This is a genomic window from Nonomuraea sp. NPDC005730 (assembly GCF_040630865.1).
GTDB lineage: Bacteria > Actinomycetota > Actinomycetes > Streptosporangiales > Streptosporangiaceae > Nonomuraea.
On record NZ_JBEXYK010000036.1, the window covers coordinates 33,987 to 54,397 of the forward strand.

The window sequence follows — 20,411 nt, forward strand, 5'->3', positions numbered from 1 at the left end:
CAGAGGGCTTCGAGCGTTGCGGCGCCTGCTATCGCTGGGCGCACAGGGCGGTGTCCAGGGCGGCGTTGACCTGGTCGGCGGCGGGTTTGGTGTAGGGCATCGCGGTGACGGCGACGGTGGCCGCGCGTCCGTCCTCGGTGGCCCCGTTGCGGACCTCGTAGCCGGAGATGTCGCCGCCGTGGGCCCAGGCGTGGCCGCCGCAGCTCAGTTCGATCTTCATCAGGCCGAGCCCGTAGCTCCAGCCTCTCGGGAATCCGGGCGCGGCGATGGTCTGCTTCATCTGCTGCAGCAGGTCGGGCTTGAGGAGCCGGCCGTCTAGCAGTGCGCCCAGGAAGCGGTTGACGTCGCGGGGGGTGCTGATCATCTGTCCGGCCGCCCATGCCCAGGACGGGTCCAGCTGTGTGACCTCGGCTAGTTCGGCGCCCGGCTCGTTGGCCTTGGCCCGGTAGCCCTTGGGGTGGGGGCCGCGGATGTCCTGCTCGCCGACGCCTGGCCAGTAGGTGTCGCGCAGCCGGAGTGGGGTGATGATCCGGTTGGTGATCTCCTCGCCGAGGGGCCGACCGGTGATCTTCTGCACCAGCAGGCCGAGCGCGATGTATCCGGTGTTGCTGTAGGCCCAGCCGGTGCCGGGGGCGAAGGCGGGCTGGCTGGTCAGGCCCACGTCGAGCACGTCGCGGGGTTCGAAGTAGCGGTGGCGGGCCTGGGTCCACGATGGCCAGGAGCCGAGCAGATCGTGTTCGTAGTCGGGCAGGCCGGCGGTGTGCTGGAGCGCCTGGCGGACGGTGAAGCGGCGGCCGTCGTTGCCGTTGGCGCGGATCAGGCCGGGCAGATAGGTCTCGACCGGGGCGTCGAGGTCGATCTTGCCCTCTCCGGCCAGTTGCAGGACGAGCGTGGCGAGGAAGGTCTTGGTGGTGCTGCCGATGCGTACCTTCCCGTTGCGGGGGACCTTCGCCCGGGTGGCCAGGTCCGCCACGCCTGCGGTGTAGTCGCGCACGCGCCCGCCGCGGTCCCGCGTCGAGGCCAGAGTGCCCGGGAAGCCGCCGGTGCCGACCAGGCCTTCCAGAGCCGTCTGTACGGCGTCGGGCGGGCGGGCCCGCGCGCCGGCCTCGGCGGCGGCCGGGGCGGCGGCCAGGCCCAGGACGCCGAGGGCGACGGCGGCCGCGGTGGCCGGGGCCAGGGCGCGGCGCCAGCGGGGGGTGGCCGGCGGAGGCGTGAGGGCGGCTCTGGTGGGGTGGGACGGCGACATCGGTTCTCCTTGGCGACGGTGTGGTGTGACGGGAGGGGGTGAGGAACCTGCGATCGGGATGTGCAGGGCTGGTGGGGAAGAGATGGCGGCTGCGCCTGCTCTTGGGGAACGTCTCCCGGGCACGGGCTGACGGCGGGGGGCGGGACGTGGCCGTGAGCCTGTGTCGCCGCAAGATCCTGCTCGTGCTGACGGCTGCCCGCAGGTTCCTCCGCCCTGGATGCCGTCAGACGCGCGCCCTGCCCCGAGGTCGAACCCTCGGGGCGGGGCCGGTCTCAGGCGCAGAAGGCGGCGTCGATCGCCTTCTCGAAGGGAGCCTGGTCGGTTTGCGGCTGCTTCTCGTTGACCGACAGGGCCAGCGTGGTGCGGCCGTCGGGGGTGGCGTAGGCGGCGGTGAGGTAGCCGGGGATGCCTCCGGTGTGGCCGATGATCTGCTTGCCGCAGCTGGTGGACTGCACCCTCAGGCCCAGGCCGTACGCGCCGATCTGGGGGTTGACGAACAGGCCCTTCTTCATCTCGGTGAGTTGGGCGGGCTTGAGGACCTTGCCGGTGGCCAGGCTGTGGAGGAAGGTCGTCAGGTCCTTGGTGGTGGTGATCATCGCGCCGCCGGCGCTGGCGATGCTCGGGTTGAGTCGGCTGATGTCGACGTATTGGCCGGTGCTCTTCTTGATGTAGCCGTGGGCGTGCGGGCCGGGGATGGAGGTGGAGTAGGAGGGAGCGGAGGTGTCGCGCAGGCCCAGCGGCTTGATGATGCGCTTGGTGACCTCGCTCTGCCAGCTGTTGCCGGTCACCGCCTTGATCAGCATCCCGGCCACCAGATAGCCGGTGTTGGAGTAGGAAAAGCGCGTGCCGGGCTCGAAGTTCAGCGGCTTGGCCAGCGCGGCCGTCACCAGCTGCTCGTCGGTGAACCGGGTGAAGCGCAGCTTCAGGTACGGCTCGCCGACGGTGGGAAACTCCGGCATGTCGGTGTAGCTGGGGATCCCGGCGGTGTGCTGCAGGATCATCCGCACCGTGATGTCGTTCTCGCGTGGCAGCAGCCCGGGCAGGTAGGTGGCGATGGGCTCGTCCAACTTGATGCGTCCCTCGCCGGCCAGGTGCAGCACGGTGGCCGCGGTGAAGACCTTGGTGGCGCTGCCCATGCGGAACAGCCCGTCAGCCGGGACGGGGCGGCTGTCGCCGATCCGGGCGGTCCCGGCGCGCAGCACGCGCTGGTTGCCGGCCTCGGTGAGCCTGGCCTGCACTCCTGCCACGTTGCCGGTATCCACCAGTGCGTCCATCGCCTTCTGCAGCGAGGCGGTTGTGCTCGGCGTCGTGGCCTGGGCAGCGTGCGCCGGGACGGTGGCAAGGACTGTGCCGGCGGTGGCGGCGGCGAGAGCGAGGGCGAGGGTCTTGGACGTGATGCGCATGAAGTGACTTCTCCCGAATGGTGATGCAGCGCCGTATCGGCGCTGGTCATCACGTTATGGGCGGCGATCACAGTAAACGATCCCGCCAGCCGCCCAATGCTCACTGGCATGGACGGCTACATCCTGGTAGGGCCTGCCCCACCAGGACGCGCCGCGCGCCAGGGCGGGCAGCGCCGGGTGCCCCAGGCGCCGGCGACGCGCGCTCACTCCGCTTGCCCAGCCTCTGGGCGGCCGGCAGATCGGTCTGCTTCCGGCCGCCCGCAGGCCGATCTGTACTCCCGCCTGCCGTAGGGATGACAACGTCGGCCCAAAGCCGGATCCGGCCTGAGACGGCGGGGGCGCGGGCGGGCCGAGCCGATGCGGTCGTCCGAAGGGGGCATGTGGCGGGCGCCAGAAGACGATGGGCGGGCAGGACCTCCAGCAACCTGTACTGCTTCAAAACTCGTACACATGTTCTGAGCTGGCGTTTCTTCGGATCAGCCAGGCGGCTCGGTGGTACTCGTTGATGGCTCCGCTGAGCACCTGTCGGCGCTGAATCCGGCCTTCCAGCGGCACCACAACGTCCTCGTCCTGATCAGGTGGGCGTTGCCGGTGGGACTGGTGCGGGCGATGGTTGTTGTAGTGATCGGTGTACTCGTTCAGGATTGATCGAAGGTGGCATTCGTTGTAGATCACCATGCGGTCGGCGCATTCGGTTCGGGCGGTGCGGATCCAGCGTTCGGCGTAGCAGTTGGCGCGGGGCGTTCGTGGTGGTGTCTTCATCACCGTGACGCCCTGGCTGGTGAAGATCTCGTCGAAGGCAGCGGTGAACTTGGCGTCCCGATCACGGATGAGGAACCGGAACGAGGTGGCCCGGTGCCCGAGGCCATGAGAAGGTTGCGGGCCTGCTGGGCGGTCCAGGCGCCGGCAGGATGGGCGGTGACGCCCAGGAAGTGAACGCGTCGGGTTTCCACCTCCATCACGAACAGCACGTACAAGCGCTTCAAGAAGATCGTGTCGACGTGGAAGAAGTCACAGGCCAACAGCCCCTTCGCCTGCAGGCGCAAGAACGTCCGCCACGAGGTGTCGAAGCTTCGTGGCGCCGGCGGTTGTCGGACGGCTGCCGGTTCCAGGCCGAATGGAAGATCGACGTCGTGCGGCCCGACCTTCCCGTTCGAGAACGTGTTGGGACGTGGCCCTCCTGGTCGAGCGTCCGTACCGTCAGGAAAGGGTGCTCCCGAAAACGGTCAAGCTGCCAACGGGTTCGAAGACGGTGACAGTGATCACGACGTCGATGGGAGTCTCCGACTCGACGTGAAGGAGGAACTCCACTCCGCCCGCCTCGCCCTCCGGTTCTCCGTGCGGGCCGATATTTGTCACATAGACGTTCGGTTCTTGCCCTGGATCTCCGAGGATGGGCCGTCCGGCCTTTCCGACGATTCCCTCGGCGAAGTGCCACTGTGCCGCCGTGATGAGGACTGCCGACTCCTTCGAGATGACACCCGTGCTCCAGTTATGGCGGCTTCTGCCAATACAATTCTGGAAGATGAAGCGCTCCGAAAAAGCCATTGAGCCCCCAGACGAACAGCGTGGGACGGTCCACGAAATATTTTCCACCGAAGTTTATAATCACTCTCAGCTTGACCGGTTCGCACTCCGGTCAAATCAGGAGTAAGGCATTCACAAAATCTCGTGAACGCCGACCACGGAATGACCTCTGCGCAGGCGAGGCCGTCGAGCGGACACGGCCTGGCCGTGGCAACCCGCCCCGATGCCGTCGAACAGCTTCGACGTCAATACTTCCCCGACCTTTCGGGCACCGCCGCCTGAGGCCGTGAGTCTTCCGATGCGTCCCCGGCCCGGCACAGCTCCTCCAGCACCTGCATCGCCCCGCTGATGCGCAGCAGGGTCTCCCGAAGCAGCGTATCCTGGCGTACCACGTCGCGTAGTTGCGCCTCGCCGAGCTGGTATTCCTGGGTCAGCTCCGCCAGCCGTTCCCGCAACTGATCTATCACGTCGATTCCTTCCTGGATCACCTCTCGACTTCCACGGGGTCCCTGATCATCATGCTCGTCGCATATCCAGCTTCCTCCGGGTGCAGGAACAATCCCCGCTCCGCCTCCGGCTTCTCCCTCTCCACCACCACGGGATGCGCCACGGCATACGGATCCTGGCGCACTCCGGTCACCTGCCACGACACCGTGACGTTTGGCTGGTCGGTGCGGATCGTGAAGGCGTTGGCCCGCACTCCGCCGTCCACGGTGGCCATGGCGAACCGGCCGACCGGGGTCACCTGGAAACGGTGGTCACGGTTGAGCGCCTCGAAGAAGTCCGGAAGGCTGACGGTGACCTCGCCGTGGTCGTCGGTGACGGCGACACCGGAGTACACGTTGAGCATCTCCGGTGCCTCGACGAATGAATGCGACAGATACTTGCCGGCCGGGTCGAGCGGATGGTCGATGATGGAGCTGCCGCCAGAGGACTGGACTTTGTTCCGGTAATAGAGGGTGCCTTTGACCTGGAGTTTCTTGGCGACGACCACCTGGTCGCCCTTGAGGTTCGTCTCGCCGGTGGTGGTGTCGATGGTCAGTGCCCAGTCGGCGCCGGTAAGGCCCTTGATACCGACGGTGGCGTCGTCGATCATCCCGATGAGGGCACGGTCGCCGTTGGGGGTGTCCCGGTGGAACGAGATTCCGGCCGAGGGGTCACCGTCCTGCCGTACACGCAAGCGGCGGTAGGCGTCCAGACCACCGCGCACGTTCAGCCCGGCGTTGGCATTGAGAGCGCTCTGCACGGTGAGGATGCCCTTGACGTTGAGGGCGCCCTGCGCGTTGAGGGTGGCGAGGGCGGTCAGGGTGTTGCGGACGTTGAGCGCGCCTTGGGCTTCAATGGTGTCCTGGGCGGTGAGGACGCCTATGGCATCGAGTTTGCCGGCGACGACCGCCTCGGCTTTGAGGGTGCCTTTGACCTGGAGTTTCTTGGCGACGACCACCTGGTCGCCCTTGAGGTTCGTCTCGCCGGTGGTGGTGTCGATGGTCAGTGCCCAGTCGGCGCCGGTAAGGCCCTTGATACCGACGGTGGCGTCGTCGATCATCCCGATGAGGGCACGGTCGCCGTTGGGGGTGTCCCGGTGGAACGAGATTCCGGCCGAGGGGTCACCGTCCTGCCGTACACGCAAGCGGCGGTAGGCGTCCAGACCACCGCGCACGTTCAGCCCGGCGTTGGCATTGAGAGCGCTCTGCACGGTGAGGGCGCCATGGACGTTCAGAGCCTCAGCGGCCTCGATGGTGGCACGGGCGGTCAGCTTGCCAGAGATGTCGGCGTCGCCACGGGCGCACAACGTTGAGTGCACCGACACGTTGCCCGTCGCGCCTTCGACGCTGAGCGACGGCCGGGGACCGTCGCCTGAGGCCAGGGTGAGGACGACGTCGCCGTTCCGGTCAGCCGCGAACTCGGCCGTCACACGTTGCCCGACCTGAGGGGTGGCTCCGCCCGTTTCCATGGCGGCCCGAAGCTCCAGGCGCCCGGCGGGCACGCCCGCCAGGCGACGCAGGCCGGCGGACAGTCTCGTGACCCTGCCGTCGTCCAACGTGACCTGCGCGAGCACTACCTGCCCGCCGTCGTCGTCCGCGCCCGTGGCCGGGACCAGGCGCAACCACGGCGCGTGCACGAGAACAGGAGGGTCTTCCGGGCTTTCCCGCTGGAGCACTTCAAGCCAGGTGACGGTCAGGAGGTGGTCGCCGCTCACCCCGGCCGTCCCGAGCACCGCCCCGCCGTCCCCGACGACCACGGTCACGATGTCCTCGATCTGGTCCGGGTCCGCGGCCGGGTCGACGACGACCGCGCCGCCCGACTGCAGGACGATCAAGCACCCCGCCGCGTCGATCGCCGTACCTGGGAAGATCTTCAGCCCGTTCCGGCCGTCGGCCACCTGTACGGCCAGCCCCGCAGCCACGCCCCACGCATGGCAGGCCGTGTTCCGGGCCCTGTCCATGGGCAGCAGGTAGCGGTGCATGTCCGTGTGGCTCTCGCGGTTCAAGGTGGCGCCGATGCGAGGGATGTACAGGTCGTGGTCCCAGTACTCGCTTCGCCTCAACGTGTTGTCGGCCATGGCTTCCTCCCGTGGCATAGAGATGGACGGACACCAACCAGAACGGTGTCAACGTGCGCCAAGGGCGCCATAAGCGGCTGGGGCGAGGGAGTCGATTGGGCGTTCGTCCTGCGGCACGATCACGATCATGAGTGGGCTGACCAGCATGCCCCCGGCACTCACCTTCGTCTGAACTCCCGTCTGTGGATGGACGCGGATCACTCCGCCCTTGTGGCCGAAAGCCTCATGGTCGGACACCAGGATCGAGCCGCCGTGGTCGACGGCGATCCCCCACGGGGCCCGGAAGAACTGACCGGTCGACAAAACCGTCTTGTTCATGGTCGGATCGACCCGGATCAGCCGGCCTGTGCCGTCTGCGGAGACGGCGTCGGTGACCAAGATCCCGCCGCCGGGCTCCACCGCCAGCCCGACCGGTCTGCAGGGAGGATCGAACGTGGTCAGGACGGTCGATCGTCCAGTGCGCCGATCGACCCGAAGGAGATCACGCGGCTTGTCGGGTGACATGCCCTGTTCCACGACCAAGATCGAGCCGTCGACGTCCACCGCCACCCCTGCCAGATCGCATTTGCTGCTGGTCAGGACAGTCGTCGCCCCCGTGTCCGGGTGCACCCGGATGAGCTCACCCCTGCCATGGCCTCTGCGCCCGGTGTGGGTGACCAGGATCTGGCCGTCGTCCTCAACCGCGAGCCCCACGTGGAATCTGCCCAGCGTGTCACTGTAGGCCAGAATGGCTTGTTCCCCCATGAGGGGATTTATCCGGACAATGGAGCCCTCACGTGCGACCAGAATCGTCCCGCTCGCCTCGATGGCCACGCTAGAGGGCGCCGCGACGCGCTCGCCGAAGGACAATCTCGCCTGCTTGCCCGTCTGCGGATCCACCAGGATGACGCCGCCCGCGGAGTGCCCGTCCGCTCCGGCGGCGTCGCGGTCGGCGAGCAGGATCGTGCCGGGCGCCAGCCGCGTGGTGGCGGTGAGCGTGACCCGGTGATTGTGCCCGGCGGTCACCTTCGCCTTCGTGTCGTTGCTGGTGACGTCGTGGACGGCCTGAACGGTCGTGGACCCGGTCACGCCGGTGAAGGTCACCTCCAGGTTGGCGCACGCGTTGGGTTTGATGCTCGGCGGCACGGTGGTGAGCACGAGACCGGGGCCCGGCTGGAACCCCTCGCGGTCACTGATGGTGAGGGTCCCGGTGCCACTATTGCTGATCTGCAGGCTCCGGGTCGCCGCATGGCCGACATCGGCCTCGAAGGTGAGCGTGATCGGCAGGTCGATCCATGGCTGTGAGCTGTCGTCCTTCCGGTCGGCGACGACCTCGATCGGTCCCTCCTGAAAGGTCGGGATCAGGCCGCCTTCCTGGAGGGCGAAAGGAGCGTCGCTCGTCACCGAACCTCCGGCCGTCTCGATGGTCACCGGCGTCACTCGCGGGATTCCCGCCGGCACCTTGACCCCGCCGCCCGCATGAACGTTGAGGTTGCGCCCCATCAACGTCACCGGCGTGCCGACGTCGCCGAGCATTGGCTCGATCTGCTTGAGAGGGTCGGCGTCGAAGGCGGGCTTCATCAGCAGCCGGTTCATGCGGTCGAGCCGGCGTTCGATGTCGCTGAGAGCCAGGATGGGCCGCCGGAGATCCTCGATCATCCCGGGTTCGATCTCGGGGTTGCCCGGTTCACGGCGCAGCAGCGCCAGAGGAAGGTAGGTGTGCCCGGGCGGAACCTGTGCGGGTGGCTTCGTCCTGCCCTCGACGACCCGCACCGTCCAGGAGGGGCGCAGCCGTACGGAGGTTTGCATGCCGATGTCGCCGCCGTTCAGCAGGTCCCTGTCCTTGGATCCGTCCACCGTGCTCAGGAAGACGTCCAGGTGGACGATGTCCTCGCGGATCGAACCGTGCTCGCGAGTCGGTGTCGTCAGCTCGGGAACGTCGCCCTGGTCACGGTAGGTGCGCCGGGTGAAGTTCCGCACCTCGACTCCGTCGACCAGGCACACGTCTGATATCGACTTGCCGGGCAGGATACAGAAGTCGTTGGCCGACTCCGGTGTCGCCATGTCGGGCTCCGCCAGGATCGATCGGATCTCGAAAGCCTCGGATCCGACGGATATGCCGTCGCCGATGTAGCGCGAGACGATCAACCGCACCGTGGACGCGATGAGGTCGTGCAGCAAGTTGAGGTCGCGGTCGAGGACGGGAACGCCCTGTTCGATATGAAGCCCCACATAGCCCTTGTGGAGGCTCTGCTCCAGCATCTCGGACGGTGGCCGGGAGAAATCCGCCATCGCACACCTCGGTGATCCTAGGTCACATGAACAGTCGAGTCCCGAGGTCAGGGCTTGTCTTCTCGCCGAACCGCCTCTGTATCTTTATGGACTTCCGCCGCCCGAAATAACGGCCGCAGGCTGCTGATTCAGCAAGATCACACAAAGAGCTCGCAATTACCCCTCCTCAGCGGCGATCTGGCCGGTCTGCCGCCCCGCTCGTCCCATTCGACGATGATCTGTACGGCGGTGGCCGCCATGCGGCCTCTCCCACGATCCTGTCCCGCTCGAAAACATGGCTTCGCAGTGGGAGCTGGGATTTCGCCGCGCGATCAGAGCGGCACTGGGACCATCGCAGGGTATTGCTGTCGCTTGTCCACCGGTTGGTGACGAATCTGGTCGGCCTGCTGACGGTGCTCGTGCGCTCTGATCTACCCAAAGACGTTGAGCTGCTGGTGCTCCGTCACGAAACCAGGTACTCCGCCGCCAGCTCGATGGCCGGCCACGGTGGGACCGCACCGACCGCCTCTAACTGCGTCATTGTCTCGGCTCGTCCACCGCCGTCGGTGGACGGAAGCCTTCCCGGACGCCCGGCGACGATCTTGCGCTGGCCCCCTCACCTGATGGCGCGGAAGTGGACCTTCACCGGCAGGCGACGCACAGGGCTACGTGCTGGTCTCATCGAGCACAGCACCCGGCGGCTGCACCTGACCAGTGTGATACGCATCCACGATCGGGACCCGCTCTTCACCTCCGCCTTCAGCGACGTCTTCACCGCGGAGTGATACGGACCATCACACGCTGCCACGGACACCAAGGATGAACGCTGTCTGCAAGCGGGTCATCGGCACTCCGTGCCGCGAACTCCTGGACCGCACCCTGGTCCTCAATGACCGCCGCTTGGCCCTCTTACTGCACGCGTTTCTGATCCACTGCAATGGGCACCGGCCGCACCAATCCTGGCAACAACGTCCCCCGGACATCGCCGCGAAGCCCGCCCCGCACATGACCGCCCTCAACGACCTACGATCCATCCGCCGAAAACCCGTCGTCACAGGCACGCTCAACGAATGCCACCACGCCGCCTAACCGCAGCTCAGGCCAGGTAATTCAATATTCGGGCAGCACACCGAAGGCCGGCGCCTCGGTCCGTACCATCGCACTGAACAGCGACACCGCCCCAAGTGCTGCGGGCCCACCGTCAGCAGCAAGCACAAGAACGGCTGGCCATGAGTCACTCCTGGGCCGCCCCGGATTCGTCTTCACCCAGCCCGGCGGCAGTCTCCGTCATGGCGCCGCCTCGCTGATGCCGGCGGCCGAAGTGGAGATGAAAGTGGCCAGGAAACACTGGGACACACCTCCAGCGCGTTCACTGCCGACACCTACACCTCCGTCTACCCCAGGTAGCCACCGCGGCCGAGAAGACCGGCGCCCTGCTGTTCGGTGCGGAGGACCAGGCAGAGGCCGGGAAACTCATCTCGCTGAGGAGCTGACCGTCGGATTAAGCATCCGGCCCCGCATGCGCCACCTGCTCGCGGCGAGGCGGGGCCGCTGCTCTTGCCACACAGGATCGGGCATGGCGGATGATCATGGCGTGTGCAGGGGTGGTGCAACCGAGCACGTACGGAGCACGCAACCGCTAGACGAAAGTTCCAGAACGCGTCCGACCTCGCATAGCCGCAGTTCAGGCCATGATCAAAGCGCGCCCTGCAGGATTCGAACCTGCGACCGTCGGATTAGCAGCAAGATCTTTTAGTGCCGCCCTGTGCCGTTGGGTGATGCTTCGTGCCGCCTCGGCGCGCTTCGCGTGCCAAGCGGCGCCGGGTCCTGACGGCACGTGACGGGGCGTACGAGCACGTACCGAGCACGGCCGCACCCCTCACCCCAAGGACCCCGAACGACCATAATGGAGTACCTTGCGTGACAGTTAAGAGGAGGTCGAATGGACCTCGCCAGGCACCCCCTGACGGACTTCGAGCAGCGCCTCGTCCATGCCGCCGACGACCGGGGCTTCAACCTCACCCACCTCGTGAAGTACTACTGCGAACTAAGTCATCCTGACAGCGATATCACGTGCTATCTCGACCGACAGCGCATCCCTCACAACGCGATCGCTGTCATGATCCACCCTGAGACCGATGTAATCCCGCTGCACGCTGTTCACGGCCTCACCGTCCGATCCGACCTACGGCATGGTTCCAACATGCGCCGATTCCCCAAAAGACTGCACACCGGCACGAAGCCGATCCCCTACGCTCGCCTGATCCAATGCGCCGACCTGAGCGCCTTTGGCCGCCTGCTGCAACGCACTCGTCCCAGCCAGCACCCCACGCTCGCGCAGCATTCAGGCGGAGGGCGCGGCCCCGTGAGAACGCGTCTCTGATCCTCGGCGATCGGCCCTTTACCAACGACCTTGCCGCCGCTCAGTCCCCCACCAGGTCACCACAGGTCAGGACCCTCCAGTGCTTGCGGAAAGCGGCATCAGCGGCAACCTCGGCAACCTCGGCAACGGGGTCGCCCTATTCGGTCCGGCGCAGGTCCATGCTGTCGGATCCGTCCCCACCGGTTGTTCGCGGCCGCCTGGCGGGCTCGCTCCGCCAGTTCGCCGATCAGGCCGGTGCGCTCGATGCACCATTCGACCCACTGCGATAGCAGATCGAGGACGGCCTCGCAGCATCTCCCCGCCGGCCGGCGGGGTCATCGGGGCGAGCCCGTACAGCAGTCGCCACAGGTCGGCCATCTGCCCACCGGTGCGCGCGGCGATCTGGATCTCGTCGCGGACCAGGTCAGCCAGCCAGGCCAGGTACTGGTCCCAGTGAAACCCATGGTCTCGGTCTGGGTTCGGGTCCACAGCTCCCCCGCCCACCAGGTCGACGACGGCGTTCTCCAGCCGCAGAGGCGAGCGGGCGGGCAGGTCTGCGAGGCGCTCGGTGATCGCTTCCTGGGAGCCCGGCCACCACTGATCCCCAGCGGTCCCCAGCAGCGACTCGAACAGCCCAGAACGAGGGTCTGGCGAGGGCTGACGGGCGGCGAGTTGCACCGCGCGCCGGGCAGGGTGGGCCGCTGACTCCTCGCATGGGGCGCCTTGGCTCTACGCTTCTTCGCAACGGCGCCGATCCTACGGTGCCTCATGGGCCAGGAAGGGCTCGTTCGCGCGGCCGGCCATGCCGACGTCCTCCGCGAGCAGATCAATGGTCCACCGGCCGCTGACAACCCGCCACCGGTGCGCAGCGCACACCCTGATGCACCGAATCGCCGAACAGCTCGGCAGTGCGGTGACCGTACGGCGAGATTCACCTACTATCTGCGAACATCTCCCACCAATGGTGCCACGGCACTCTCTCCGGTCAGGAAAACTGGCACCATGGCCTCCCCGTCTGACGAGCATCAGCCTTTCGCTCACCTGAGCGCTCCCAATGCTGCCCTCTACCGGGAGATCCTGCGCGTCTTCGCCCGGGCGAAGGAACGTTTCATCGTGCATCTGCGACCGGAGGACGTGGCGGCGGAGCTGCGGCGGGACAACGACGATGCGCTCGCGCAAGCCCTGGAGAAGCTGCGGGAGTGGGGCAACCTGCGGGCCGACGCGGACACCGGCAGGGTCACCTCTGTGGAGGATTTCCACCGCAAGCGGTTCCTGTTCCAGCTCACCCCTGCGGGGCAGGCGGCCGAGCAGGCGATCGACTTCTACGAGGAGGCGATCGGGCGGCGTGGAGTGCTGCAGTCGGTGGCCCTGGGCGACATCGCCGAACAGTTGCAGGCGCTGACCCTTCTGGCTCAGGAGCAGGATCCCGACCCGGCCAGGGTTCATCTGCTCCTGCTCTCCCTCGCCGAGCGCTTCTCGTCGCTGGCGGACAACGCCCAGGCGTTCATGGCCTCGCTGCGCCGGGCGATCGATTTCTCCGACGGCGACGTGGCGGGGTTCGTCGCCTACAAGGAACGGCTGATCGAGTACATCAACCGGTTCATCGCCGACCTTGCCAACTCCGGCGCGCGAATAGCGACCCTGCTGGCCCGGCTGGAGACGTGCGGGCATGAGGAACTGCTGAGACTGGCCGCGCGCAGGGAGGCCGCCGACGCGGTGCCCGACCGGGCGGAAGCCGGGGAGGCGTACGGGAGGGCCGAGGAGGCGGCGTACTCCTCGTGGCTGAACCGCTGGCGAGGACTTCGGGACTGGTTCGTCTCCACGGATGTGGGCCGGCCGTCACAGGCGCGGTTGCTGCGCCAGGCGGCGATCACGGCGATCAAGCAGCTCATCGACGCGGTCGGGCTGCTCAACGAGCGGAGGTCCGGACGCTCCGACCGATCCGCGGACTTCCGTGCCCTGGCTCGCTGGTTCGCCGAGGCGCCCGACGAAGCGGCGATGCACCGCTTGTGGCGGGCGGCCTTCGGCTTGACCCCGGCCCGCCACCTGACGGTCACCACCGCCACCCTGGACGAGTGGCGGGAGGTCGGAGCCGGGACTTCCTGGCAGGACGCACCGCCGATCAGGATCTCTCCCCGGCTCCGGCGTACCGGCTCCTACGAGCGGCGCGGCAAGCCCAACAAGGTGGCCGACCGCAGCCAGGCGCGCAGGCTGCTGATGGAGCAGGCCGAGCGGGAGGCGGCCGAGACCGCCGCGGCCCGAGCTCGGCTCCGCACGGACGGGCCGGTGCTGCTCTCGGAGCTGAACGTGCTGGACCCGCGGGCGTTCCGGCTGTTCCTGGGGCTGCTGGGTGACGCGCTGGCGGCGCGGCGGCCCGGGGAGACGGAAGTGAAGACGGTGACGGGCGACGGCTCGATGGGGGTGCGGCTCACCCTTGTCGCCGATGGCGGCGAGGTCGAGATCCACACCGAGGACGGCGTTCTCACCGGACCTGAACACGTGGTGGAGATCTCCGATCTCCTGGTGGTCCGATGACGCCCGAGGAGGAGCTGGCCCAGCGGCGTGCCGCGCTGCGCGCGCTGCTGGCCAAACCACTGCTGACGGCCGAGGACGACGCCGAGGCGCTGGTGCTGGTCCGCCGCCATCTGACCGAGCTGCGCGAGTGGCTCTCCCGGGAGACCGGCTGGCGCCTGACGGTGGATTCGGGCGCCGCGCGGCTGTTCAAGGGCGTCGCGGACACGTCCGACGCCACCCACCCCGCCAGGGGCAAAGCGGGAGAGCCGTACGGCCGGCGCCGCTACGTCCTGTTGTGCCTGGCGCTGGCCGTGCTGGAGCGGGCCGACGCGCAGACCACGCTCGGCCGCCTGGCCGAGGAGGTGCTGTCGGCGGCGGCGGAGCCCGAACTGGACTTTCACTTCACCCTTGACGGCCGGGCCGAGCGGGCCGATCTGGTGACCGTGGTGCGCACGCTGCTCGGCTGGGGCGTGCTGCGCAGAGTCTCGGGCGATGAGGAGGCATATCTGACCTCGACCGGTGACGTGCTGTACGACGTGCGCAGGCCGGTCCTGGCCGCGTTGCTCACCGGAACGCGGGGCCCATCGACGATCACCGCGGAGTCGTTCGAGGAACGACTGGCCGAGCTCACCGCCGAGCCTGTCCCCGACACCGACGACCTGCGCAACCAGGCACTTCGCCGCAGGCTGACCCGCAGGCTGCTGGAGGACCCGGTGATCTACTTCGCCGACTTGGACGAGGCGGAGCGTGCCTACCTGACCTCCCAGCGGCATGCGATCACCCGCCGGATCGTGGAAGCCACCGGCTTGGTGGCAGAAGTACGCGCGGAGGGCATCGCGATGGTGGATCCCGCCGACGAACTGACCGACGTGCGCATGCCCGAACAGCGCACCGACGGCCACGTGACGCTGCTGGTGGCCGAGCACCTCGCCAGCCGCGGGGCATCAAGCATGGATGATCTGAGGGCCTTCGTCCGGCAGACCGCCCGTGACCATGTGTCGTTCTGGCGCAAGGGCGTGACCGAGCCAGGCGCCGAGGACGGACTGCTGGCCACGGCCCTGGGCAAGCTCACGGCGCTGCGGCTGGTCCACGTCACGGAGGACGCGGCCGTCGGGCTGCCCGCCATTGCCCGTTACGCGCTGGACGAACCCGTCATCAAAGGACAGTGATGCTGCCTTCTCCGACCTCCGAACGCTGGAAGCCGCTGCGCGCCGGACTCGTCGACATGTTCTACTACGACGTGGAGGAGTTCCACTTCCACGACGGCCGTCTGCTGCTGCGCGGCAACAACGGCACGGGCAAGTCCAAGGTGCTGGCCCTGACGCTGCCGTTCTTGCTCGACGGCGAGCTCGCCCCGCACCGGGTCGAGCCTGACGGCGACCGGCAGAAGCGCATGGAGTGGAACCTGCTGCTGGGCGGCAGGCACCCGCACCCCGAGCGGCTGGGGTACGCGTGGATGGAGTTCGGCCGCCGCGCCGCCGACGGGAGCGAGGAGTTCCGTACGATCGGCTGCGGGCTCAAGGCGGTCAAGGACCGCGGCATCGTCCGGCACTGGTTCTTCGTCACTCCCCAGCGCATCGGCCGTGATCTCCACCTGCTCACCTCCACTGGAGTGGTGCTCACCAGGGAGAAGCTGCGGGAGGCGATCGAGGGCCACGGCATGGCCTACGACCGGGCCGCCGATTACCGCAGGGCGGTGGACGAAGCGCTGTTCGGGCTCGGCGAGCACCGCTACGAGGCGCTGGTGAACCTTCTCATTCAGCTGCGGCAGCCGCAGTTGTCCAAGAAGCCTGACGAGAAGCTCCTGTCGCGGGCCCTCACCGAGGCGCTGCCGCCGCTCAACCCCGCTCTGATCGCCACGGTCGCCGAGGCGTTCCGCGGCCTTGACGAGGAGCGGGACGCGCTGCGCGGGCTGGAGGAGGCGCGCGGGGCGGCGGCCGACTTCCTCGTCCATTACCGCCGGTACGCCACGATCGCGGCCAAGCGCAAGGCCGCCGTCCCCCGCCTGGCGCAGAGCCGGTACGAGCACCTCGGCCGCGACCTCGGCGAAGCCGAGGCCCGCCACGCGGCCGCGGACGTGGAGCTGGCCGCGGCCCAGCAGGTACTGGAGGAGCTGGCAGCCCAGCGGAACCTGCTGGAGGCACGCAAGGAGGCGCTGCGGCAGAGCCCCGAGATGCGTGACGCCGAGCGGCTCAAACACATGGGAGAGGAAGCCGGCCGGCTGGACTCCCACGCGCGCCGGTACGAGCAGGAGCGCGACCGCCTCACCGGCGAGACCCAGCGCCGAGGGCAGCGGGCGAGCACCGCCCTCGGCAAGGCCGAGGAGGCGGACCGGGAGCTGGACGAGGCCAGGGAGTCCGCGCTCGCGGCCGCCCGCGCGGCGGCGTTCGAGGCGGGGCACCTCGCCGTCATCGACTGGCACGCACTCGGCGAGCCGTCGGAGCAGGCCAGGGCCCGGCGGGAGGCCGAGACGCTGGCCGACCGCCAGGAGCAGGCGATCAACGAGCTGGAGCGGCTCATCGACACCGTGCGGCAAGCTCGGTCCCGGCTCGCCACAGCCCGTACGGAGGTGGACCGGCTGACCGGCGAGCTGCAGTCCGCCGCCGAGCGCGTCGAAGCCGCCGAGCAGGCCACCGGCGCGGCCACGGCCGGGCTGGTCCACAAGTACGCCCTGTACCTGGCCGGCCTGACCGAGCTGCGGCTGGACGACCCTGACGAGATGCTCGCGACGCTGGAGGGGTGGGCCGTCTCCGTCGACGGTCCCAACCCGGCCGCGACGGTGGTCGACGACGCGGCCAGGAACGCCACCGACGCGCTCGGCCGCTTGGGCGCCGGACTGGAGGCGGAGCTGCGCGAGGCGAGGCGGGCCGCCGCATCCTTGACCGAGGAGATGGCCCGGCTGGAGGCGGGCGGACACGACGCTCCGCCCACCCCGCACACGCGCGGCTCAGACGCCCGGCTCGGCCGTCCCGGCGGCCCGCTGTGGAAGGTGGTGGACTTCGCTGAGGCAGTGCCGGCCGCGCATCGGGCCGGGCTGGAGGCCGCCCTGGAGGCCGCGGGCATCCTGGACGCGTGGGTCACGCCCGACGGGCGGCTGCTTGCCGAGGACGACACCTTCATCGTGACCGGCGAGCCGCCGGCCGGGGCGTCGTGCTCCGCCGTCCTGCGTCCTGCCCTCGACCGCGCCGACCCGCAGGCCGCGGCCCTGTCCGACGCCGCCGTCGAGACGGTGCTCAAGAGCATCGCGCTCGGCCAGGGTGATGGGACGTGGGTGACCGTCGACGGACGGTGGGCCAACGGCGTGCTGGCAGGCTCATGGCGCAAGAATGACGCCCACTACATCGGCGAGGGCGCGCGAGAAGCGGCGCGGCGTGCCCGGCTGGCGGCTCTCCGAGCGGAGCTGGACCAGGTCGCCCAGCGGATCCATCGCCTCGGCGCCGACCTCGACGCGCTCGCCGCCCGGCGCGAGAGACTCGCAGCCGAGCACCGGGCGCTGCCCCCGGACGCGCCGCTGCGCGAGGCCCACGTCAAACTCGCCGCCGAGCACGAACGCCGGCGCGAACTCGCCGCCCAGCACACCGCCGCGACAGGAGTGGCGCTCCAGCGGCAGAGCGAGCTGGAGACCGCCGGCAACCGGGCCGCCGAGTTCGCCGGCGACGTCGGCCTGCCTGCCGAACCGCAGGCCTTGGCCGAGGTCACGAGCGGAGTCGCCGGGTACCGGCTGGCACTGGCCCGGTTCTGGCCCGCCGAACAGGCGTGGCGAGCCGCGCACGAGGCCGCCCACGAAGCCGCCGAGGACCTCGAACGAACCCGGAGCCGGCTCGACGACGCGGCCGATCTGGCGGTGGGGGCACGCGGCGAGGCGGACGCCGCAGCGGAGACCTATCGCGCACTGGTGGAAACCGCCGGCGCCGCGGTCGAGGAGCTGTTCCGCCGGCTCGACCAGGTGGAACGAGAACTGCGCGAACGCACCTCAGCCGAGGGCGAGACCCGCCGCAGAGAACAGGCGGCCCTGCAGGAACGAGGCAAGGCCGAGGGCGTGCGCGACGCCCTGCGCGGCCAGATCGACGAGGCGACCACGGCACGTGACACCGCCGTACGGGAGTTCCAGGCGTTCGCCGCCACGGGACTGCTGCACGTCGCGCTCCCCGCTCTGGACGTGCCCGACCCGGACGGCCAGTGGGCGGCCACCCCCACGGTGCTCCTGGCCAGGACGGTCAACGCCGAGCTCGACACCGTGGACGACGGCCACGGCCCCTGGGACCGGGTGCAGAAGAAGGTGGCCGAGGAGCACAAACTGCTGTCGGACGCCATGGCCAGGCACGGGCACTCCGTCGGACTGACCCTGCGGGACGGGGTCATGATCGTGGACGTGCTGTTCCAGGGCCGCAGCAGGGACGTTCCCGGCCTCGCCGAAGCGCTGGCGGAAGAGACCGGGCACAGAGCCCGGCTCCTGTCGGCCAAGGAACGCGAGATCCTGGAGAACCACCTGCTCAACGAGGTCGCCGGAACGTTGCACGAGCTGATCGCCGCGTCCGAGTCCGAGGTCCGGGAGATGAACGCCGAGCTGGAGTCCCGCCCCACCTCTACCGGCATGCGCCTGCGCCTGATCTGGAAGATCGCCAGGAACGCCCCTGAAGGGCTGGAGCGGGTCCGCGACAAGCTCCGGCAGACGGTGGACGCCTGGTCCGTCGCCGACCGATCGGCCGTGGGCGCGTTCCTCCAGGACAGGATCGCCCGCGAGCATGCCGACAATGCTGCCGCCGGATGGATGGAAGCGCTGACCCGGGCCCTGGACTACCGCGTCTGGCACGAGTTCGCGATCCAGCGGCTGCAGGACGGGCAATGGCGGGCCGCCACCGGGCCGGCCTCCGGCGGTGAGAGAGTGCTCGCCGCGTCCGTGCCGCTGTTCGCCGCCGCGTCGGCCCACTACAAATCGGCGGGCAACCCGTACGCTCCGCGGTTGGTCGCCCTGGACGAGGCGTTCGCGGGCGTCGACGACGACTCCCGCGCCAAATGCCTGGGCCTGCTGGCCACGTTCGACATGGACGTGGTGATGACGAGCGAGCGCGAATGGGGTTGCTACCCCCAGGTCCCGGGGCTTGCGATCTGCCAGCTGTCCCGTCGCGACGGCGTGGACGCGGTGCTGGTCACCCCGTGGCGTTGGGACGGGCGCGAGCGGCGGCGAGCGGAGCGCCCGGTCACCGCGATGCCGGCCCCTGACGTGGCCGTGGCACAGGACGGCCTGTTCACATGAGTGTCCAGGATGAGCGGTTGGGGCGGCTGCTCGGCGGTGACGAGACCGCCTGGCTGGTCGATCGGGCACGCCGCCGCCTGGAACAGGGCAAGCCGCTGACCGGGACGGTCACGCTCACGGCCGCGACTTCCGCGCAGCGCCGCGCGGCCGAGGTGCTGCTCGGCCGCCGTGCGGGAGCCGGTTCTTCCCTGTCGGTCTCCTTGGACGAGGTGGACCGCATCCTGCGAGCGGGCGGCGTCACCGCGGACGGGCTGCGCGAGGCCGTCGTACGCCTGCGCGGCCCGATCCGAGACCAGGCCGGCGAGAAGGCCGCGCAGGCGGCGGCCTGGGAACGGGCCTTCGCCAGGCTCGACGCTCTCATCGCCGACCGGCCCGAGCTGTCCGGGTGGCGATCATGGTTGGAGTCCACCGGACTGGTCAGAAGGCTCGCCGCCACAGCCCAAGAAGCACGTATCCTGCTCGACCGGTTGAGCGCCGTGCTGGAGCGCCTGCCGTCACCGGGCACGCCCCTCGGTCGGCTCGCCGCCGAGACCTGCGCAGACGCACACGCTCTGGACGAAGGACGCCCGCTGGCCACCCTCGCCCTGTCCGCAGCCCGTGCCCTGTCCGGTCTGCCGCACGCGGGCGAAGGCGGCGCGGACGCCCGCCGCTCGGCCTGGGCCGCGGTCGGCGTGCACCTCGATGACCTGTCCTCCCTCGTCCTCTGCCTGGGGCTGCCAGGTGACGACCACTCCCCCACCGGACGCATGCTCAGCGCCGCCAGGGCTGCGGGCGAGCCGTGCGTGCTGACCCTGCGTCAACTCCGCCGTCACGAAGCACCGCTGCGCGCGGACCTGGTCAGGATCTGCGAGAACCCGGTCGTGGTCGCCGCGGCGGCCGACGAACTGGGAGCCTCCTGCCCACCCCTGGTATGCGGCGGCGGCCGGCCGTCGGCGGCCGTCTGGCGGCTGCTGGACCTTCTCGCGGCCGGCGGCGCGCCGTTCGCCTACCACGGGGACTTCGACTGGGGCGGAATCGCCATCGCCGCCGCCGTCCACGAGAGGGTCGGGTTCCTGCCGTGGCGCTTCGATACCGCCTCCTATCAAGCCGTGCCCTCGTCGGCGCCGCTGTCAGGGCAGGTGCGCCCGACTCCCTGGGATCCGGACCTGGGCCTCGCGATGGAGCGACGAGGCCTGCGGGTCGAGGAGGAGCTCGTACTCGCCGAGTTGATCGCCGACCTGGTCCCGAAGGGAGGTGCCAGGCACTGACGCCCAGACTTTCTTGTGATCAACGACCTGACGGTCAGGTAG

The 20,411-nt window shown here is 69.1% G+C and carries 14 protein-coding genes; 7 read left to right on the forward strand and 7 right to left on the reverse strand.

Annotation, left to right across the window (positions count from 1 at the left end):
• Positions 1 to 28: 28 nt before the first annotated feature.
• The 7 genes from ABZ444_RS32005 to ABZ444_RS32035 all read right to left on the reverse strand — a co-directional run bounded on the left by ABZ444_RS32005 (position 29) and on the right by ABZ444_RS32035 (position 9,010).
• Entirely contained in the window at positions 29 to 1,246 is a 1,218-nt protein-coding gene (locus ABZ444_RS32005) for a serine hydrolase domain-containing protein (protein WP_358004940.1), read from the reverse strand.
• A gap of 272 nt (positions 1,247 to 1,518) precedes the next feature.
• Positions 1,519 to 2,649 (reverse strand): serine hydrolase domain-containing protein, encoded by a 1,131-nt coding sequence (locus ABZ444_RS32010; RefSeq protein ID WP_358004943.1) that lies wholly within the window; start codon positions 2,647 to 2,649, stop codon positions 1,519 to 1,521.
• Positions 2,650 to 3,084: 435 nt separating this feature from the next.
• Positions 3,085 to 3,411 (reverse strand): integrase core domain-containing protein, encoded by a 327-nt coding sequence (locus ABZ444_RS32015; protein WP_358005063.1) that lies wholly within the window; start codon positions 3,409 to 3,411, stop codon positions 3,085 to 3,087.
• Positions 3,412 to 3,849: 438 nt separating this feature from the next.
• Positions 3,850 to 4,197, reverse strand: coding sequence for a hypothetical protein (locus tag ABZ444_RS32020; protein ID WP_358004946.1), 348 nt, complete (start codon positions 4,195 to 4,197; stop codon positions 3,850 to 3,852).
• A 224-nt stretch (positions 4,198 to 4,421) separates the two neighbouring features.
• Positions 4,422 to 4,664 (reverse strand): hypothetical protein, encoded by a 243-nt coding sequence (locus ABZ444_RS32025; RefSeq protein WP_358004949.1) that lies wholly within the window; start codon positions 4,662 to 4,664, stop codon positions 4,422 to 4,424.
• Positions 4,661 to 6,739 carry a hypothetical protein gene (locus ABZ444_RS32030; protein ID WP_358004952.1) on the reverse strand — a complete coding sequence of 693 codons (2,079 nt, stop codon included), beginning with the start codon at positions 6,737 to 6,739 and terminating at the stop codon, positions 4,661 to 4,663. Before ABZ444_RS32030 ends, ABZ444_RS32025 begins: the two co-directional genes overlap by 4 nt.
• Before the next feature lie 48 nt (positions 6,740 to 6,787).
• Positions 6,788 to 9,010, reverse strand: a complete 2,223-nt coding sequence (locus ABZ444_RS32035; RefSeq protein WP_358004954.1) for a hypothetical protein — start codon at positions 9,008 to 9,010, stop codon at positions 6,788 to 6,790.
• Between the two features lie 365 nt (positions 9,011 to 9,375).
• Between ABZ444_RS32035 and ABZ444_RS32040 the strand changes: the two genes are divergently transcribed.
• From ABZ444_RS32040 to ABZ444_RS32070, 7 genes are all read left to right on the forward strand, one after another.
• Positions 9,376 to 9,774: a hypothetical protein gene (locus ABZ444_RS32040; protein WP_358004957.1), complete on the forward strand. Its 399-nt coding sequence runs from the start codon at positions 9,376 to 9,378 to the stop codon at positions 9,772 to 9,774.
• A gap of 16 nt (positions 9,775 to 9,790) precedes the next feature.
• Positions 9,791 to 10,078 (forward strand): integrase core domain-containing protein, encoded by a 288-nt coding sequence (locus ABZ444_RS32045; RefSeq protein ID WP_358005066.1) that lies wholly within the window; start codon positions 9,791 to 9,793, stop codon positions 10,076 to 10,078.
• An 853-nt stretch (positions 10,079 to 10,931) separates the two neighbouring features.
• Positions 10,932 to 11,372 carry a hypothetical protein gene (locus ABZ444_RS32050; protein WP_358004960.1) on the forward strand — a complete coding sequence of 147 codons (441 nt, stop codon included), beginning with the start codon at positions 10,932 to 10,934 and terminating at the stop codon, positions 11,370 to 11,372.
• Between the two features lie 981 nt (positions 11,373 to 12,353).
• Positions 12,354 to 13,886 carry a TIGR02677 family protein gene (locus tag ABZ444_RS32055; RefSeq protein WP_358004963.1) on the forward strand — a complete coding sequence of 511 codons (1,533 nt, stop codon included), beginning with the start codon at positions 12,354 to 12,356 and terminating at the stop codon, positions 13,884 to 13,886.
• Positions 13,883 to 15,034, forward strand: coding sequence for a TIGR02678 family protein (locus tag ABZ444_RS32060; protein ID WP_358004966.1), 1,152 nt, complete (start codon positions 13,883 to 13,885; stop codon positions 15,032 to 15,034). Before ABZ444_RS32055 ends, ABZ444_RS32060 begins: the two co-directional genes overlap by 4 nt.
• Entirely contained in the window at positions 15,034 to 19,122 is a 4,089-nt protein-coding gene (locus tag ABZ444_RS32065) for a TIGR02680 family protein (protein WP_358004969.1), read from the forward strand. The genes ABZ444_RS32060 and ABZ444_RS32065 overlap by 1 nt, the downstream gene beginning before the upstream one ends.
• Entirely contained in the window at positions 19,119 to 20,369 is a 1,251-nt protein-coding gene (locus tag ABZ444_RS32070) for a TIGR02679 family protein (RefSeq protein ID WP_358004972.1), read from the forward strand. The genes ABZ444_RS32065 and ABZ444_RS32070 overlap by 4 nt, the downstream gene beginning before the upstream one ends.
• Positions 20,370 to 20,411 lie beyond the last annotated feature (42 nt).

Coding starts and splice junctions, on each gene's coding strand:
- ABZ444_RS32005 (WP_358004940.1), bottom strand. CDS start 1,246: ATGTCGCCGTCCCACCCCACCAGAGCCGCCCTCACGCCTCCGCCGGCC.
- ABZ444_RS32010 (WP_358004943.1), bottom strand. CDS start 2,649: ATGCGCATCACGTCCAAGACCCTCGCCCTCGCTCTCGCCGCCGCCACC.
- ABZ444_RS32015 (WP_358005063.1), bottom strand. CDS start 3,411: ATGAAGACACCACCACGAACGCCCCGCGCCAACTGCTACGCCGAACGC.
- ABZ444_RS32020 (WP_358004946.1), bottom strand. CDS start 4,197: ATGGCTTTTTCGGAGCGCTTCATCTTCCAGAATTGTATTGGCAGAAGC.
- ABZ444_RS32030 (WP_358004952.1), bottom strand. CDS start 6,739: ATGGCCGACAACACGTTGAGGCGAAGCGAGTACTGGGACCACGACCTG.
- ABZ444_RS32035 (WP_358004954.1), bottom strand. CDS start 9,010: ATGGCGGATTTCTCCCGGCCACCGTCCGAGATGCTGGAGCAGAGCCTC.
- ABZ444_RS32050 (WP_358004960.1), top strand. CDS start 10,932: ATGGACCTCGCCAGGCACCCCCTGACGGACTTCGAGCAGCGCCTCGTC.
- ABZ444_RS32055 (WP_358004963.1), top strand. CDS start 12,354: ATGGCCTCCCCGTCTGACGAGCATCAGCCTTTCGCTCACCTGAGCGCT.
- ABZ444_RS32060 (WP_358004966.1), top strand. CDS start 13,883: ATGACGCCCGAGGAGGAGCTGGCCCAGCGGCGTGCCGCGCTGCGCGCG.
- ABZ444_RS32065 (WP_358004969.1), top strand. CDS start 15,034: ATGCTGCCTTCTCCGACCTCCGAACGCTGGAAGCCGCTGCGCGCCGGA.
- ABZ444_RS32070 (WP_358004972.1), top strand. CDS start 19,119: ATGAGTGTCCAGGATGAGCGGTTGGGGCGGCTGCTCGGCGGTGACGAG.